Below are 16,894 nucleotides of genomic sequence, written 5' to 3'. Positions count from 1 at the left end.
GCCTTTAAACCTGCGGTCTACCCGGGTTGGCATTAAGCAGGAAAAAGATTTTTTAGGTGGTGGAAGTTCTATTTGACATTTGGGGTTCCCGGGATTAAGCTTCAGGAAACAGCAAATGGATGAGGAGACCGGCAATGCTAAGAAAAATTTGGGACATGCTTTTTTTGTCGTCCCGTGTTCCGTCAGCTTGGCAGGCAGCAATGCGTAAGGGAAATATATTTTTATTGAAAGGGCGTTTTGTTGCGGCGCAAGCGTGCTTTGATTATGTGGCAACGGTTAGGCCGGACCACTATCCGGTCTATCGGGACCGGGGAATTACCCGGTTGATGTCCGGACAGCACGTAGAAGCGATTGGAGATCTGGGTCGTTTTTTAGAGCAGGCACCGGAAGATGCCAATGGGTGGTATGTGCGCGGTCTGGCATTTTTGGAAAACCGGGATGTTGCCGAAGCACTCAAGGCCATTGAGAGAAGTCTGGTATTGAATCCGGATAATCACGATGCTTGCGTGGGTATGGCAACCGGTTATTTTCAAAACAACCGGCTTGCCAAGGCAATGAGCTGGATTGAGCAAGCCATGACACTCAGTACAGAAAATGCAGCTGCTTATTATTTGCGTGCGACCGTTTATATGAAGAAAAAAAATTATACTGCGGCAGTACAGGATTTTAGCAGTGCGTTGGAACGTGACGCGCTCTGGGCGGATGCCTATCATAAACGGGCAGCCTGCTACCTGGCTGCCGATAACCGTGGGAAAGCCATGAATGATTTGGTGCGGACACTTTATATTGATCACACCAGCGCCCCGGTTTACCTGGCGCGAGGCTTAAAGCATTTGGCAAAAGGATTGTATGGGCGCGCGCTTTACCATTTTAAACAAGCCGCCAGCTTAAACGATCCGGAACATGCACCCAAGCTGATGCATAAGAAAAAATCGCATCGTCTCGAACCGGCTTGAGCGGGTGACGGCAGCAAAAGCTGTTCCGTTTTTTTGAAAATTTTTGTGAATCACAATCATTATTGTTAAAAAGAGAGCAAGTGTCTTGTTCGGACCTGTAAATCGGAATACTCTGGAAGCGCTGAAAATTTCCGGAGTGGCAGACTGCCGGTGGACGATTCATTTAAGTTTTTTGGCAGTCAGTTAAAGGAGTGGCGCAATGGGAAAAATGAAGGGTACCGGATGGATCGGCAATATGGAGTATTTGGAAAAAATCGGCGGGGCCGCCGGTATGGAAAAAATTAAAGCAGCGCTTTTACCCGCAGATCGGGCGCTTATCTTTAATAGTCCCATTCTTTCCTATACCTGGCTTGATTATGGTGCGTATATTCGCATGATGTTGGTCGCGGACAAAGTCCTTGGTCAAGGAGACTACCGGATCATCAAAGAAGCCACCCGGCACAATGCCCGTAAAGATATTAGCGGTATCTACCGGGTTTTTTTTTCCTTGCTGACGCCGCGTGGAATTTTTAAGAATACCGCCAAGGTTTGGCATCAATACTTTGATACGGGTGAAGTGGCGGTTGAATTTCCGGATGACAAAGCTGCCCGATTAACGCTTACTGAGTTTCTGGATATTCCCTTATATCACGAAATTGCCCAGAATGCTTTTATTGCGGAAATGCTGGTGATTAGCGGTGCTAAAAATGTTATTGCCAAACATCCTCAGTGCATTGCGCGCGGGGACGATCACTGTATTTTTGAATTTACCTGGGAGTGAGGGCCTTTTACGGTATGCGACATAAATGAAGCGAGATGAAGATGTTGCCGGGAAGGTGAAAGGGTCGGGTATTTCATTTATTTTAAAGCGGATTAAAGCCCAGGGGGCTGAATTAGAAAAAGCGTTTTTAGAAACATTGAGTCCAACCGAGCAAACTATTTTTCAAACGGCTTTGCCGATTGCCTGGATTGATCTTGCGATTGCTTCGAAAATTTATGCTAATGCAGCGGTGGTTTTGCATCCGCATCATCCCAAGGGTGTTTTGCAAATTGCGCGCGAGGTCGCGATCAGCGACATGACCGGTATTTACAAAGTGCTGCTGCGTTTTGCGACGATACCCATGATTATGGAAAAAGCATCACAACTTTGGAGTGTCAACCATTCCCGGGGACGTGCGCGGGTTGAGAAAGATCCCCGGCGCAATGCCGGAGACTTTATTGTGGAAGATTATCCCGGCTTGTCGCCGGTTTACCGTGATGTCACCACGGGGTATATTCAAGGCGTGTTGGAACTTTCACATAAACAAAATATCCGGGTTTTACTTGACGGCAAAGATCCCGCCCGGTGGCGCTGGATGGTTTCTTGGAACTAACCGGTGTTATTTTCCGCCCAACGTGCCGCAGACACGCTCCAATTCATCGCGGGCATCATCGACCAATTCGTCCAGCATGGCACACATGGGTTTGACGTCGTGCATCAAACCAACACTCTGCCCTGCCATGAGCGAACCGGAATCAACATCTCCATCCACAACCGCACGACGCAGCGCACCCATCCAGTAATTCTCTACCTCGAATTGAGCTTCTTCCCGGGAAAGCGAACCGGTTTCCATTTTTTTTAGCAAATTCAACCGGAGTTGTCCAAAATTCCGCATGCCGCAGTTGTTGACCGCCCGGACTGCAACCACCGGCAGCCGGGAATCACATTGGGGGGTGGCAATGGTTTCGCGTGCTCTGGCTTTGATGAAAGCATCTTTAAACTTGGCATGTGCAGTGTACTCTTCTGTCATGACAAAGCGCGTTCCCAGTTGGCAGCCGTATGCGCCCATGAGCAGCAGATGTGCGATCATTTTGCCGGTGGCAATGCCGCCGGCCACAAAAATAGGGAAATCACGAAAATTAAACAGGACTTGTTGGAGTAAAATGGTCAATGAAACATGTCCGATATGTCCGCCGGCCAATACCGGAAAGGCGCCGTGTTTGCTGACAGCTTTTACCAATTCATAATTGCCGATCCAAGTCATGCCGCTGCTGATGATCGGGGTATGTACGCCTAAAAAAATTTGTCCCTTTTGGGTTAATTGTTTGAATAAATCCATGGGATTGCTCCTTTTTAGTAAAATAGTGAGGATAAAAACAACATATCTATATAATGATTGCAATCGTGTAAGGGAGCGGTTCAGCCTGAACATAGGATCGTTTTTTCCGCTGGAAAATAGTGGATGCATGGAAAAAAACAAGGTATGCTTAATGCTGATTGCCATCCGGCAGGGAAGTATTGGAATATGATAAAAGGACCCCAACTCTATCTGGCACCCATACAAGGCGTAACCATCGAAAGCTATCAAACAACGTACCATGACTTGTTTGCCGGCATTGATTGCTATGTTGCGCCGTTTATCAAAGTTCAGATACAAGGAGGGCCTAGAAAAAGGAAGAAAGCGCTGCTGCAAAAGAGAAATGAAAAAATCCGGATGATTCCACAGCTTTTATCCAATCAGGCGGAAGAATTTTTGCAATTTGATCACGCGCTGCAAGCTGCCGGGTATCAGGAATTCAACTGGAATTTAGGCTGCCCCATGAGTCTGGTAACCAAGAAAAAGCGCGGGTCCGGTTTGCTGCCCTATCCCGAACAAATTGAATCCATTTTAGATGCCATCATGCCCCGATTGCACTGCCAATTATCTCTTAAAGTTCGTTTGGGATTGGAGCATGCCGACGAATTGTTCGCGATCGTACCATTATTAAATCGCTATCCGATTCAAAGGCTCATCATTCATCCCAGATTGGGACGCCAAACCTATGCCGGTCAGGTGGATTTGGAATCGTTTGAAGAATGCCTGCGGCTCAGCAAACATTCTGTGGTTTACAATGGTGATATTTTTAATCTGGCAGCATTTCAGGCATTGCAAAAACGTTTTTCGCAGGTTTCTCACTGGATGCTCGGGCGGGGTGCTTTGGCCAATCCGTTTTTGCCTGCGCAGATCAAAGGGGTGCTTGCGCCGGGATGCGATAAACTGGACACCCTTATGCGGTTTCATACAGACATGGCGGCGGACTATAAGGAAAAATTATCCGGACCTTCGCATATCGTGGATAAGCTTTTGGCTATCTGGTTTTATCTGCATCACGTTTTTGAAGACGGACCGGCGTTTTTTCGACAATTGAAAAAGACACGACATTATGAAAAATACCTGACTGTAATCAATGGGTTTTTCGCCACCCGGCCTGTGATCAAAGAACATCTGGAGATGATGTCCGGAGATTTTGGGTGAATCGTGCCTGGCACCTGAATTTACATAAAAAATTATCATGGTTACTGACCGGCCATATCCCGGTCGTTGCCGAGTTGGTTAGTGAGCTTGCCGCATAATGGTACGTGGTACGGGACGTGGTACGGGACGGGGACGTGGTACGGGACGTATTTGAATTAGGGAATTAAGCATTTCAACCATACTCTTCAGTTTGTGGATGTGTAAGGATGTGTAAGGATGTGTAAGGATGTGTAAGGATGTGTAAGGATGTGTAGATGAAATAGTACAAAATATTCACGCATACTGCGGCTTGGCAAAAAGCTGAAAACTATCTCAAAGCCCTTAAAAAAATGAAATTAAGCCCGGAGTTCAGTTGAGTCAAAAATGTTTGTGGTTTTTTTCCCGCAGGATGCATACATGCCCATGATGATACCGGAAAAAGCTGCGGAGGCAAAGGGTTTGGAACAGGTGAAGAAAATTGTGTTGAAAGTCAAGATAGTATAGGGGAAACAATGAGTCGTCCTAAGGTATGATTTCCTGCGGGTTTCCTTTTACAAGTGCTTGCGTTGGCATGGCGCTCATGCTATATTGAAACGCTTTTTAAAACAATGAGGTTTTTTATGTCTGAAATTACCAGAGAAACAGTTGAAAAAATCGCCCAATTGGCTAATTTAAAGGTCGATAAAATCGAGGCCGGACACTTTGCAGATCAATTGGCAAAAATCCTCGAACATTTTTATAAGCTCAATGAATTGGATACCCAGGGTGTGCCGCAAACCGTGCATGCATTGCCGATCAAAAATGTCTGGCGCCCGGATGAAATGAAACCGGGGTTGGAAAACGCAGAGGCTTTGGACCAAGCACCGGATGCGTATGACAATGCTTTTCGGGTGCCGCGTATTATAGAATAATAAAGATACTGGTGTGCTGAAGGATATCCGGGTATCTGGGAAACCGTATTAAGTATAATTGACGTAATTTGGACAGTCATGAGGAAAAAAATTAATGAATTTTTCACAACTATCCGCCACATCCATCCAAAAAAAAATTGTTGCCAAGGAATGTACTGCGATTGAGGTTTGTGAGGCTGCGTTGCAGCGTATCGGACTGTTTGATCCCGGACTCAAGGCGTTTTTACATCTTGATGCGAAGGGTGCTCGTAAAGCGGCGACAGCGGTGGATCAAAAGATTGCCGCTAATCAGCCGGTCGGTCCTTTGGCCGGAGTGCCGATTGCTCTGAAGGATAATCTTTGCACTCAGGGCATGCCCACCACCTGTGCTTCGCGTATTCTGGAAAAATGGCAGCCGCCGTATAATGCAACCGTAGTGGAAAGATTGCTGGCTGCAGATGCGGTGGTACTCGGAAAAGTGAATATGGATGAGTTTGCGATGGGATCGTCCTGTGAAAATTCCGGATTTTTTTCTACACGCAATCCCTGGAATACACACTGCGTCACCGGCGGTTCCTCCGGCGGCTCGGCTGCGGTGGTGGCGGCAGATATGGCACCTTTGGCGCTGGGGTCGGATACAGGCGGCTCGATTCGGCAGCCGGCCTCGTTTTGCGGCGTGATTGGATTCAAACCGACCTATGGACGGGTTTCCCGGTATGGTCTGGTGGCGTATGCCAGTTCTCTGGACCAGATTGGTCCTTTTGGGAAGACCGTTGATGATGTGGCATTGTTGCTTTCCGTGATTGCAGGGCATGATCCAAAGGATTCAACCAGCGCAGCGGCTGCGGTTCCGGATTATTTGGCGGATCTTTCTCAGGATATTGCAGGCATGACCATCGGACTGCCCCGGGAATATTTTGCGGAAGGGTTACAGCCTGAAGTGGCCCAGGCGATTGAAGCAGCTAAAAAAACAATAACTCAGGCAGGTGCTGCATTTGTCGAGGTTTCATTGCCGCATACCGAGTATTGTCTGGCAACCTATTATTTGGTTGCCACAGCTGAGGCGTCATCCAATCTTGCCCGGTATGACGGAGTGCAGTATGGGATGCGTGCTCAAACAGATAATTTACTTGCCATGTACAAAGAGACGCGCGCTGCCGGATTTGGCGAGGAAGTTAAGCGTCGGATTATGCTGGGGACCTACGCACTTTCGGCAGGGTATTATGATGCCTATTATAAAAAAGCGCTCCAAGTTCGTACGCTTATTCAAAATGATTTTCAGGAAGTTTTTAAAACATGTGATATGATCATGACCCCGACCTCGCCTACTGTGGCGTTTAAAACCGGAGAAAAATCAGAAGATCCCTTGTCAATGTACCTCTCAGACATATATACTATCTCTATTAATTTGGCGGGGTTACCGGCAATTTCAATACCTTGCGGTATGAATACGGAAGGTCTGCCCATTGGGATGCAATTGGTGGGTAAGGTTTTCGGAGAATCAGCACTTTTGCGGACAGCGCAGGCATTTCAGTCGCAGACGGATTGGCATACCCGGCGGCCGGATTTATCTGGAATTACACTGCGCTGAAACGCGGGTAATTTGATTCCGCTTTGCAGGAAAAGAGTCGTTGTTGGCAGATCACATTTTTGCTTATGGCGAAAATGTCCCCGGTTTTTAAACCGGAAAAGTTGAAGTGACAAATTAAGTACAAAAATGGAGGAATAAACAATTATGATTTGTAAAAAATGCGGTAACCGGAAAAATTTTCAATCATTGGTCACTTATTACGAACCAGTGGAAATTTGGGAGTTTGATGATTCAGGCATGATGGAACGGTACAATCAGCCGGAAACAGGTGATCTGGATATTAAGCTTTCTTGTCCGAAGTGCAACAGTGAGGATATTGATGCTGAAGGGTATGATATCAAGACCTTTGTTGAAAGGCCTTTGCATCGTCTTGATGGCGATAAATGGGATGAAAAAATCCAGGCTTGTGAGAAGGATGCCGGGTAATCCGGCGTCCTAAAACAGTCGTGTTGCGGTTGATGTGAAGGGAATTGAGGAATTGAAATAATGGTTCATGATTACGAAATTGTTATCGGACTTGAGGTTCATGCCGAATTGGCAACCGCTTCAAAGATTTTTTGCAGTTGTTCCACCTCCTTTGGTGCACCTCCGAATACGCATGTCTGTCCGGTCTGTCTTGGTTTGCCCGGGACCTTGCCGGTATTAAACCGCGAGGTCTTGGCACTGGCCATCCGGGCAGGCTTGGCACTTGACAGTCAAATTCAATGTCATACAAAATTTGACCGGAAAAATTATTTTTATCCTGATCTACCCAAAGCTTATCAAATTTCTCAATTTGACATGCCGATTGCCTCCGGGGGGCATCTTGAAATAATGGTTGAGGGCCGGAAGAAAACCATTGGTATTACCCGGGCCCATATGGAAGAAGATGCCGGCAAGTTGGTTCATCTGGGCGCGGGTGGACAGATCAGTGCGGCTGCCAATTCACTGGTGGATTACAACCGGACCGGTGTCCCGTTGATTGAAATTGTCAGCGAACCGGATATGCGGTCAGCCCAAGAGGCCTATGCCTACCTGACAGGGTTGAAAGAAATTTTGATGTATGTGCGTATTTCCGATTGTAATATGGAAGAAGGTTCTTTGCGCTGTGATGCAAATATTTCCATTCGGCCGCACGGCCAGACGGCCCTGGGTGTCAAGACGGAACTGAAGAATATGAACTCCTTTAAAAATGTACGTGAAGCGATTGACTATGAGGCCGCACGACAGATGAAAATTGTGAGCCAAGGCGGGGTTATCCAACAGGAGACGCGGTTGTGGAATGCGGATAAGCATATAAGTTATACGATGCGCATGAAAGAAGAGGCACATGATTACCGCTATTTCCCGGAACCGGACCTGCCCCTGGTCGAGATTTCCGAACAGATGCTGGAGGAAGCCCGGGCGAAAATTCCTGAATTACCCAAAGCCGTACGCGCGCGTTTTATTAAAAACTATGATCTTTCCGAATATGATGCCGGTGTTGTGACAATGACCCCGGCATTGGCAAATTATTTTGATCTTGCCGCGCAAATGGCTGCCGCAGCTGGTGTTCCGGGCAAGAGTGTTTGTAACTGGATCACGGTTGAATTGTTGGGTAAATTAAATCAGGACAATCAATCAATTGAGACATCCCCTATCTCAGCAAAACAGCTGGCTGCTTTAACCGGACTTATTGAAACCGGAAAAATATCCGGAAAAATCGCTAAACAGGTTTTTAGTGAAATGTATACCGGCAGCCAGGACCCGGAGATCATTGTACAAAAAAGAGGCCTGGTCCAGATTTCCGATCAAGGCGCGGTGGTCAAACTGGTAGAAGACGTTATGCAGGCCAATCCGTCGGCAGTGGAAGAATATCGTGGCGGAAAAACCCAGACAATTGGTTTTTTTGTGGGAAAGGTCATGCAGGCTTCAAAAGGTCAGGCCAATCCTAAAATGGTCAATCAGATATTGAAGGAACGTCTGGGCTAAAGGGTCGGCTGGGTCAGGATATAAAAAGGAGGCGCATACCCTTGACAGTTGAAGCGCCAATTTCCATGATTGCCGTGGGCGAAGAACTGGAACTGGATATCTACGCGCTGGCGTATGGCGGCGAAGGTATTGCCCGCTATAAGGGGTTGATTATTTTTGTCGCCAATGCCTTTCCTGGAGATAGAGTCCGGATTCGGGTGCAACAGGTAAAAAAACGATTTGGCCGCGGGGAATTGCTCGAGATTTGTCATCAATCCAAAGAGCGGGTTGCGCCAATTTGTCAACAGGCGGAAGAATGCGGCGGGTGTTCCTGGCAGCAGTTGGATTACCCGGCGCAGTTACAAGCAAAGTTATCTTTTGTAGAAAACGCTTTTCAACATATCGCACATCTGAAGCAGGTCCGTGTTCAACCGGTTGTAAAATCTTCTCCTCATTTGGGCTATCGGCATAAAATTCAGGTTCCGATTCAGCAAACTGCGGAAGGCATCCGGGCCGGTTTTTTTCAGCGTCAGACCCATGAGGTCATTGATGTTGATACATGCCCGGTCCAGCCGGCGGTAGGCAATCATCTGTTTCGTCTGGTGCGGGAGCGTATGACAGTGTATGGATTTAGCGGCTATGATGAAAAACAACAAGCAGGTCAGATACGCCATCTGATTATCCGGGTGGGTCTGCATACGCGTGAAGTGATGGTTATCCTGGTAACCCGCTGCAAAGATATTCCCCGGTTAGATGCATTTGCACAGGATTTGCAAAAGACAATCCCTGAAATTGTCGGGGTGGTGCAAAATATCAATGAACGGTCGACCAATGTTATCTTAGGGGAAGATTTTCGGGTTTTGACAGGTCGGAATTTTTACTATGAAGAAATTAGCGGTATTCGGTATCGCATTTCAGCCGGGTCGTTTTTTCAGATCAATCCTTTTCAGATGCCGCATATGGCAGAGGCGGTTTTAAGGGCCGCTGCAATTAATGCAAATGATACAGTCGTAGATCTTTACTGCGGTGTAGGGTTTTTGAGCCTGGAGTGTGCGCGGCATGCGCGGCGGGTTTTTGGGATTGAATCCGTACCGGGTGCCATTGAGGATGCTCAGGCCAATAAACATTTGAATCATTTTTCCAATGTGGAGTTTTTGGCTGAGGATGCGGGTTGCGGTATGAAGCTGCTGGCGGAAAAAGGATTGCATCCGGATTTAGTTGTACTTGATCCGCCGCGTAAGGGCTGTGCCGATGCTTTGCTGGAAAAAATTTTGGAAGTAAAGCCTGAGAAAATTGTTTATGTATCCTGTAATCCAATCACTTTGGCAAGAGACGCTGCCCGCCTGACCTCCGGTGGTTATCGTATCCGGCAGGTTCAACCCATCGATTTATTTCCGCACACCTATCACATAGAAAGTGTGGTCGGTTTTATCCGAAAAAAATAGAATTTGCCACGCCGGATGGGATAGGTTGTGGAAAAGGAGAAACACTGTGTCGAAGAAGCTGGTTATTGTTGACGGAACTGCGCATATTTACCGGGCATTTTATGCCATCAAGCCCTTGACCGATCCGCAAGGGCGGATGGTCAATGCGGTCTATGGTTTCGCTCACATGCTTTTAAATGCGTTTGATAAATTTTCGCCGACGCATATGGTGGTGGCGTTTGATCGGCCGGAGCCAACGCATCGGCATCAAATGTATCCGGATTATAAGGCACAGCGCGAAGCGCCGCCGGATGATCTGGTCGCGCAGATTCCATTGATTAAAGAATTGGTTGCGGCGTTTCAAGTACAGGTTTGTGAAAAAGCCGGGTTGGAAGCAGATGATCTTATCGGCACTTTGAGCCGAATGGCGGAAAAAGAAAAATTTGAGACCTTGATATTAAGTAGCGACAAGGATTTATTTCAGTTGGTGACGCCTAAAGTTCACATTGCACGTACGGTTCGCGGCGGCAAGGGCGAATATGAAATTTTAGATGAGGCCGGAGTGAAACGGGTTTTTGGCGTGGAACCCGGATATGTCCGGGATATGCTGGCATTGATGGGTGATGCCTCAGACAATATCCCGGGAGTCCCCGGTGTTGGAGAAAAAACCGCAATTCAGTTGGTCAACACCTATGGATCGCTTGAGGAAATCTACCGGTCAGTGGATAAAATCAGCAAGAGTAAGCTCAGGGAGAAGTTGGTGGACAATCAGGCGCTGGCAGAGCAATCCTATGCTTTGGTAAAAATTATTGAAGATGTGCCGATTGCATTCCAATTAAAAGAGTGTGTGGTCGGGAAAAAACTTCCGGAATCCGGATTTCATGCATTGGCCGGGTTCGGCTTTAAACGGCTGTTGATGAGCCGGGGCATGAGCGCCGGCGCGCCGGCAGCCGAATGGACGAAGGGTATCGAAGCAGCCACGACGATTGCGGATGTTATTACTCGGGCTCAGAAAAAAAAGCAAGTGGTTATTGAGATTTTTCCGCAGGGAATTGCACTGGCAGCCGATGCTGTATTGCCATTTTGGATTGCGGCCCCGATAGAGACGCTCCCGGAATTGCTCCGCCACGGCGGTGATTGGGTTTCCCTGCTAACCGACAAAGCAATTAAAAAAATCAGTTATGATATGAAACCTTTGGTGACCGCGCTTTTTAAAGCCGGTCTGGAAATGGCCGGACCTTATGTTGACCTTCATCTTGCCGCTCATTTAATTGATCTGCCATCCAATAAACTGGAACAATTTATTACCCGGGTTTTAGGCGGGGCATGGCCGGAAGACCGCCCGGAGGCAGCCGCGTGTGCAATTGTGATGATCGCGCCCTCGATGGATAACCGCCTCGCGGCTGTGGATGGCGGAGAGCTCTACAGGACATTGGAATTACCGCTGCTTCCGGTGCTCGCAAAAATGGAGGCAATGGGCGTGGCCATTGATGTTAAAGCACTTGAGGAAATGTCGCAAGCGATGGGGCAGGAGATTGGTGTGCTCGAAAAGGTGGTTTGGGAAATTGCCGGCGTAGAGTTCAATCTCCGCTCACCGCAGCAATTGGCGGAAATATTATTTGAACGTCTCGGGCTTTTGCCTGGAAAAAAGACCAAAACCGGGAGATCAACGGGTGTAGATGTTTTAGAAAATTTGACGGACCAGCACCCGCTGCCGGCCAAACTTTTGGAATTTCGTCAATTGCAAAAGTTGAAATCAACTTATTTGGATGTTTTGCCCGGCTTGATTGATCAAAGAGACAAAAGGATTCATACCTCGTTTCATCAGGTTGGGGCTGCCACCGGCCGGCTTTCTTCATCGGAACCTAATTTGCAGAATATCCCCATTCGGACTGAACGGGGACGGGTTTTGCGAAAGATGTTTATTGCCGGAAATTCTGAAAAACGTATTCTTTCAGCTGATTACTCGCAAATTGAACTCCGCTTACTGGCACACCTTTCGCAAGATAAACAGATGCTAAAAGATTTTGTGGATAAATTGGATATTCATTCAGCCACAGCCGCGGATATTTTTAAGGTGCCGTTGGAGGATGTGACGACCGATATGCGACGTCAGGCCAAGACATGCAATTTCGGGATTGCTTATGGGGTCAGCCCCTATGGGCTTTCACGCCAATTACGCATCCCCCCGATGCGTGCCAAAGATTTTATTGATGGGTTCTATGCGCGTTATCCCGGGGTACGGATTTATCTGGACCACTTGTTGGAAGCAGCCAGAGAAAATGGCTACGTGGAAACCCTGATGGGGCGGCGCAGGATGACGCCGGACATTTTAGCTGCCAACCGGAATATTCGGGAAGCTGCTGAGCGAATGGCAATTAATACTCCCGTTCAAGGATCAGCAGCCGATATTATTAAAAAAGCCATGATCGATATTGATCAGTCACTTTTCGCAGAAACATGGCAGTCGCGTATGATTTTGCAAGTACATGATGAATTGCTGTTTGAAGGACCCGAAGCCGAGATGGAAACACTTAAGCAAACGGTTGTTGAGAAAATGAGCGGCGTTGTGGCGCTTCGAGTTGAGCTGACAGTGGAAGCGGCCTGGGGACGAAATTGGATGGAAGCTCACACGTAGCATAAAAAATGATTTTCCGGGTTTTGTTTTGTGGGGAATTCCGTATAATAACACTGCTGTCCAAATTATAAAACGCACTGTTTTTGTTCGTCTTAAGTGCTGATTTTTAGAGGAAAATTGATACTGTATCCATACGCTAGAGCCGGATTTGACGATAAAGTCCCCTGGTGTTCCACTGAAATTTGTGGTGCGTCCTGCATTCGCCGGACAAGTTTTTTTAAAAACCAGCACTTAGGGCGAATCGGTTCGCTGCCGTATTTTTTAATTTGGATAAGATGGTATAATAATTAGAAATTTCGGTTTTTATTTTTAGGTTTTTTTGCCAAATGTCGGTGGTGTGGTTTTTCATCAGCAACGCAATAGGCTGGGTTGGAATTTTTCTATTCGTTATTTTGTGAGGTAGATAGGGTGCTTAAAAAAAATCGTGCTCCTGTGATTGTGATTACCGGCGGGACCGGGTCTGGAAAAAGTACAGTGGCAGCCGTGTTTAAAAAACAGGGAGCACGGGTCGTGGATGTTGATCGCCTTGCCCATCGGCTGCTAAAACCAGGCGGGGAAGCCTGGCGTGAAATTATTCGGGAATTTTGTGGCGTCAAATATATGAAAAAAAAAGGCTCACCGGTTTCTTTTTTGCCGGAGGATTTTGTGGATGTTCAGGGAAACCGGCTGCCGGAACGTCCCTGGGCAATCAATGCTGCGGGTGTTATTCGGCGGGACAAGCTGGGCGCGAGGGTCTTTTCCGATCCCGCCAGCCTTGAAATCCTCAATAAAATAACTCATTCAAGACTTAGGAAATTGCTGGATGCCAAGATCCGGCTTCATCACAAACTCAGTCGCCGGCCTATTATTCTCGATATGGCGGTTTACCCTGCAAAATCCTTTCGGGGGATGGGAGATGCCGTGCTATGGGTCCGGGCACCCGGCGGCTTGCGGGTTCAGCGTCTGGCGGACAGCAAGCGGCTTTCGATGGAAGAGGCTTCCATCCGGGTACGCATCCAGAGTAAAGATGAGGAATATGAAAAAAATTCTGATTTTATTCTTCCCAACCTTGGGTCGGATATGGATGTGAAAAAAGGTGCGGAGGAAGTTTGGCCGCGCATACTCTCAAAAATTACCGGCAAGGGTGGACGATGATGTTCTGGGTACTAAGACAACATCCCGTGCGCCGCTGGGTTTTTCTGGCAGCCTTAGTTGGGTTTTATCCGGCGATTATTGGTTTGACCTATTTGGTGAGGGATGTGGGCTGGCTCAGTCTGGCGTTGCTGCCGCCGATTATCGGCATGCTGGGCTTTAATTTGGCGGTGGGCAACAGTCTGATGATTTTTTCGATTATTTTTTTCTGGTTTGCCGGAGTCCGCGAAGTGGATGCGCTTTATCGATTGGAGATGCTTTTTCATATTCCCGTGATCCTGATTATTTGGATTTTTTCATTGATCTTTCAGCATCGCAATATCAAACGGGAAATCGAGGACCAAAGACACCTTGATGTGATTGCGGAACGCCTCACTTTGATACGCGAACAATATAAGACCGATTTGATCGTTAATGTATCCAACCAAAAGAAATTTCAAAAATGTTCATTATTAAACCGGGTTTCGCGGGTTTTTGGATCACAACTTAAATTGGAAAAATTGGCGGAGAAAGTTTTAATTGAAGTGCGGGAAATTATCGGTGCGGAACGCGGGCGTTATCAGCTGGTGTTTGATTTTCCTGATAAAAAGGAGTCCTTGGTACAGGGGATTCCGGAACAGCCTGATGCCGACCAGGTCGCGGGTGACCAGTACGGCAGCTGGACGACCCAGCATTGTTCCACCTTGTTGGTTTGTGATACCAATGATGATTTTCGTTTTCAACCCCTAGGGCACGAGACCATGGTACGCAGCCTTATGATCGCACCCATGATGGCGGAAGGGAAATTGATCGGTATATTAAGGGCCGAAAGTCCCTGGGAAAATATTTTTACAAAGGACGACTTAAGGTTGTTTACCATCATTGCGGATTTAGCGGCGGTGGCTGCGGAAAATGCCCGGCTTTATCAGTATGCTCAGGAACTGGCGATTACAGATGGTTTGACCGGTCTTTATCTCCGCCGTTTTTTCAACCAGCGGTTTGAGGAGGAATTGAGTCGCAACCGCGAACATGCGACACCTTTTTCACTGTTTATTTTGGATCTGGATCATTTTAAACGGATCAATGACCGGCTGGGGCACTTGGCCGGAGACCAGATCCTTTCGCAACTTGGGGAACTTTTGCGCGAGGAGGCCCGGGTGGCGGATTTACTCTGTCGCTTCGGTGGTGAAGAGTTTGCCATTATCCTGCCCAACACACAAATTGAAGGGGCTCTGGTGATGGCGGAACGTCTGCGGGATCGCGTGGCAAAGCAAACATTTATTGCAGGCGGAACCGAGATGAGTATTACCGTCAGTGGGGGCATCGGTGAGTGCCCGCGTCACGGCACGGATATGAATGAGCTTATACGGATTACAGATGAGGCACTTTATACCGCAAAACGGAATGGAAGAAACCGGATCGTGCTGGCTGGAGGCGATTCATGAACCGGAAGAAAAAACATTACGGCATCCTAATAGCAGCATATATTTTGATTGTTTGTTTGATATTGCTGGGACAACAGTCGGAGGTAACCGGTTTTTTCTTGTTGCTTTTATTGCCGCTGATCTTGTTGGCAAGCATGTTGGAAGATGTCATCGGTGCTTTTATCTTTACCCTGCTGGCGGCACTCACGGTGGTGGGGTGCTATCTGAATGCCTGGCTTCCCCAGAGTATCGCGATCGTTCAAGTCGTGACCTTTGGGGGGCTTTTTGGCTTTTTGGCATTGCAGTACAAGGATAGGGAATTATTACAAAAGGAATACCTCGATATTCGGGAACCTAAGGAAAAAGAATTGTTGAAAATCGAGCGTAAAGCTTTTATGATCCGGCGTCAAATCGAAGGTTATGAGAAACGACTCAAAGGTTTGATAAAATTATATGAAGTGGCTAAAAAACTTTCCGGGATTCTTAAGTTGGAGACCATGTTGGATGAGGCAAGGGTGGAAGTTTCGCAAATATTGCCCCACCATTTTCAAGCACAATCGGAAGAGGATGTGCGTCTGGCTTTTTATATTCCTGAGGAGGATACCAGTGATTTCCAAAAAGTATTGACCCAGGAACACGAAATTTCCGATGCGGGATTCCCTGCCAAGCTTAAGGCAGTGAATTTGCGCAGTTGGTTGGGGGATAATTACAGTCCTTTACGTCTCAAGGATTTGACGGCTGATCCCCGGTTTTATGGTTTGCGTCAGGAAACGCCGTTTCGTGCATTGATTATTATGCCTTTGGTTGTGCATGAGATTGTGATTGGTGTGATGTTGCTGGGGTCATCCCAGCCGATTGCCTTTTCACCTCAGGATTTTAAACAAGCGGAGGTGTTGGGAAAGCAAATTGTGTTTGCCTTGCGAAAAGCTCTGCTTTACCGGAAGGTGCAGACGCTTTCTTTTACAGACAGCCAGACAGGACTCTATGTGCATCGGTATTTTCAGGAGCGGCTGCGTGAGGAGATTCACCGGGCCGAGCGTTATCACCAACCCCTGTCCCTGATTATGCTGGATATCGATCATTTTAAAAAGGTGAATGATAAAAACGGACATCAGGTGGGGGATGCGGTGCTGGTGGAAGCTGCCGCCCGGATTCAAGAAATGTCCGGGCCCACAGCTTTGGTGGCCAGATACGGCGGGGAGGAGTTTGCGGTCCTGCTGCCCAATACAATCAAAGTCCGTGCTGCGGAGGTGGCCAAATCGATTAACCGGTTTTTAAAGGCAACCCTCATTGATATTGGTGGGTTGAAGTTGACTCTGACTATTTCAGCAGGTGTCAGTACGTATCCGACAGATGCGTTTTCACAGGAGTCGTTGATTGTTTCGGCGGATGAGGCGCTTTACCAGGCAAAGCATGCAGGTCGGGATAGGGTCAGCATCTATGAGGCGGGGAACCCAAAAAAAGATTGACAGGGATTGAAAGCTTGGCTATACTCAACTAGCCTACCAAAACGGAGCGACCTTGCTTGATTGCTGTCGTTGCGTTATCCCGCGAGTTTTGGATTCCAATCATTAGGCACGAAATTATTGGTTTACTGACAAAAAGCAATTAAATAGGTTAATTTTTTTGGGGCTTGACCGATAGTAAACATGAATAAACCGACCAGATACAAAAGCCGTTTAATAAAAACAAATGGGGT

15 protein-coding genes are annotated in these 16,894 nt (G+C 47.4%); 14 read left to right on the top strand and 1 reads right to left on the bottom strand.

Annotated features, from left to right (window positions below; all coding sequences use genetic code 11):
- The first annotated feature begins 134 nt into the window (after positions 1–134).
- The 3 genes from K8S19_05535 (at position 135) to K8S19_05525 (ending at position 2,308) form a co-directional block, all read left to right on the top strand.
- Positions 135–956: a tetratricopeptide repeat protein gene (locus tag K8S19_05535; protein ID MCD4813136.1), complete on the top strand. Its 822-nt coding sequence runs from the start codon at positions 135–137 to the stop codon at positions 954–956.
- Positions 957–1,155: 199 nt separating this feature from the next.
- Positions 1,156–1,716, top strand: a complete 561-nt coding sequence (locus K8S19_05530; protein MCD4813135.1) for a DUF2378 family protein — start codon at positions 1,156–1,158, stop codon at positions 1,714–1,716.
- A gap of 25 nt (positions 1,717–1,741) precedes the next feature.
- Positions 1,742–2,308 (top strand): hypothetical protein, encoded by a 567-nt coding sequence (locus tag K8S19_05525; protein MCD4813134.1) that lies wholly within the window; start codon positions 1,742–1,744, stop codon positions 2,306–2,308.
- Positions 2,309–2,314: 6 nt separating this feature from the next.
- Here the strand turns inward: K8S19_05525 and K8S19_05520 are convergent, their stop codons facing one another.
- Entirely contained in the window at positions 2,315–3,034 is a 720-nt protein-coding gene (locus tag K8S19_05520) for a nitronate monooxygenase (protein ID MCD4813133.1), read from the bottom strand.
- A gap of 123 nt (positions 3,035–3,157) precedes the next feature.
- Between K8S19_05520 and K8S19_05515 the strand changes: the two genes are divergently transcribed.
- The 11 genes from K8S19_05515 (at position 3,158) to K8S19_05465 (ending at position 16,664) form a co-directional block, all read left to right on the top strand.
- Positions 3,158–4,210 carry a tRNA-dihydrouridine synthase family protein gene (locus tag K8S19_05515; GenBank protein ID MCD4813132.1) on the top strand — a complete coding sequence of 351 codons (1,053 nt, stop codon included), beginning with the start codon at positions 3,158–3,160 and terminating at the stop codon, positions 4,208–4,210.
- 363 nt (positions 4,211–4,573) lie between these two features.
- The gene (locus K8S19_05510) at positions 4,574–4,693 is read left to right on the top strand and encodes a YhcH/YjgK/YiaL family protein (GenBank protein ID MCD4813131.1); all 120 of its coding nucleotides are present in this window, start codon (positions 4,574–4,576) and stop codon (positions 4,691–4,693) included.
- A 116-nt stretch (positions 4,694–4,809) separates the two neighbouring features.
- Complete coding sequence (gene gatC / locus K8S19_05505) at positions 4,810–5,100, top strand: Asp-tRNA(Asn)/Glu-tRNA(Gln) amidotransferase subunit GatC (protein ID MCD4813130.1); 291 nt, start codon at positions 4,810–4,812, stop codon at positions 5,098–5,100.
- Between the two features lie 94 nt (positions 5,101–5,194).
- Positions 5,195–6,670 (top strand): Asp-tRNA(Asn)/Glu-tRNA(Gln) amidotransferase subunit GatA, encoded by a 1,476-nt coding sequence (gene gatA, locus K8S19_05500; protein MCD4813129.1) that lies wholly within the window; start codon positions 5,195–5,197, stop codon positions 6,668–6,670.
- Positions 6,671–6,814: 144 nt separating this feature from the next.
- On the top strand, positions 6,815–7,096 hold the full coding sequence (locus K8S19_05495; protein MCD4813128.1) for a hypothetical protein: 282 nt from the start codon (positions 6,815–6,817) through the stop codon (positions 7,094–7,096).
- A 60-nt stretch (positions 7,097–7,156) separates the two neighbouring features.
- Positions 7,157–8,620 carry an Asp-tRNA(Asn)/Glu-tRNA(Gln) amidotransferase subunit GatB gene (gatB, locus tag K8S19_05490; protein MCD4813127.1) on the top strand — a complete coding sequence of 488 codons (1,464 nt, stop codon included), beginning with the start codon at positions 7,157–7,159 and terminating at the stop codon, positions 8,618–8,620.
- Between the two features lie 41 nt (positions 8,621–8,661).
- The gene (gene rlmD, locus K8S19_05485) at positions 8,662–10,044 is read left to right on the top strand and encodes a 23S rRNA (uracil(1939)-C(5))-methyltransferase RlmD (GenBank protein MCD4813126.1); all 1,383 of its coding nucleotides are present in this window, start codon (positions 8,662–8,664) and stop codon (positions 10,042–10,044) included.
- 46 nt (positions 10,045–10,090) lie between these two features.
- Positions 10,091–12,661: a DNA polymerase I gene (gene polA, locus K8S19_05480; GenBank protein ID MCD4813125.1), complete on the top strand. Its 2,571-nt coding sequence runs from the start codon at positions 10,091–10,093 to the stop codon at positions 12,659–12,661.
- Positions 12,662–13,069: 408 nt separating this feature from the next.
- Positions 13,070–13,795: a dephospho-CoA kinase gene (locus tag K8S19_05475; protein ID MCD4813124.1), complete on the top strand. Its 726-nt coding sequence runs from the start codon at positions 13,070–13,072 to the stop codon at positions 13,793–13,795.
- Positions 13,750–15,216, top strand: coding sequence for a sensor domain-containing diguanylate cyclase (locus tag K8S19_05470; protein MCD4813123.1), 1,467 nt, complete (start codon positions 13,750–13,752; stop codon positions 15,214–15,216). Before K8S19_05475 ends, K8S19_05470 begins: the two co-directional genes overlap by 46 nt.
- Positions 15,213–16,664, top strand: coding sequence for a sensor domain-containing diguanylate cyclase (locus K8S19_05465; GenBank protein ID MCD4813122.1), 1,452 nt, complete (start codon positions 15,213–15,215; stop codon positions 16,662–16,664). Before K8S19_05470 ends, K8S19_05465 begins: the two co-directional genes overlap by 4 nt.
- The last annotated feature ends 230 nt before the right edge of the window (positions 16,665–16,894 follow it).

This window comes from bacterium (assembly GCA_021108215.1).
Lineage (GTDB): Bacteria > Oederibacteriota > JAAXVQ01 > JAAXVQ01 > JAUVAV01 > JAIORK01.
The sequence above is the reverse complement of the archived record's forward strand: the minus strand, read 5'-3'. Positions and strand labels throughout refer to the sequence as shown.

Excerpts from the sequence above, each read along its gene's own strand:
- K8S19_05515 (MCD4813132.1), top strand. The coding sequence starts at position 3,158 with ATGCATGGAAAAAAACAAGGTATGCTTAATGCTGATTGCCATCCGGCA.
- K8S19_05510 (MCD4813131.1), top strand. The coding sequence starts at position 4,574 with ATGTTTGTGGTTTTTTTCCCGCAGGATGCATACATGCCCATGATGATA.
- gatB (MCD4813127.1), top strand. The coding sequence starts at position 7,157 with ATGGTTCATGATTACGAAATTGTTATCGGACTTGAGGTTCATGCCGAA.
- K8S19_05525 (MCD4813134.1), top strand. The coding sequence starts at position 1,742 with ATGAAGCGAGATGAAGATGTTGCCGGGAAGGTGAAAGGGTCGGGTATT.
- gatC (MCD4813130.1), top strand. The coding sequence starts at position 4,810 with ATGTCTGAAATTACCAGAGAAACAGTTGAAAAAATCGCCCAATTGGCT.
- gatA (MCD4813129.1), top strand. The coding sequence starts at position 5,195 with ATGAATTTTTCACAACTATCCGCCACATCCATCCAAAAAAAAATTGTT.
- K8S19_05535 (MCD4813136.1), top strand. The coding sequence starts at position 135 with ATGCTAAGAAAAATTTGGGACATGCTTTTTTTGTCGTCCCGTGTTCCG.
- K8S19_05530 (MCD4813135.1), top strand. The coding sequence starts at position 1,156 with ATGGGAAAAATGAAGGGTACCGGATGGATCGGCAATATGGAGTATTTG.
- K8S19_05465 (MCD4813122.1), top strand. The coding sequence starts at position 15,213 with ATGAACCGGAAGAAAAAACATTACGGCATCCTAATAGCAGCATATATT.
- K8S19_05495 (MCD4813128.1), top strand. The coding sequence starts at position 6,815 with ATGATTTGTAAAAAATGCGGTAACCGGAAAAATTTTCAATCATTGGTC.
- K8S19_05520 (MCD4813133.1), bottom strand. The coding sequence starts at position 3,034 with ATGGATTTATTCAAACAATTAACCCAAAAGGGACAAATTTTTTTAGGC.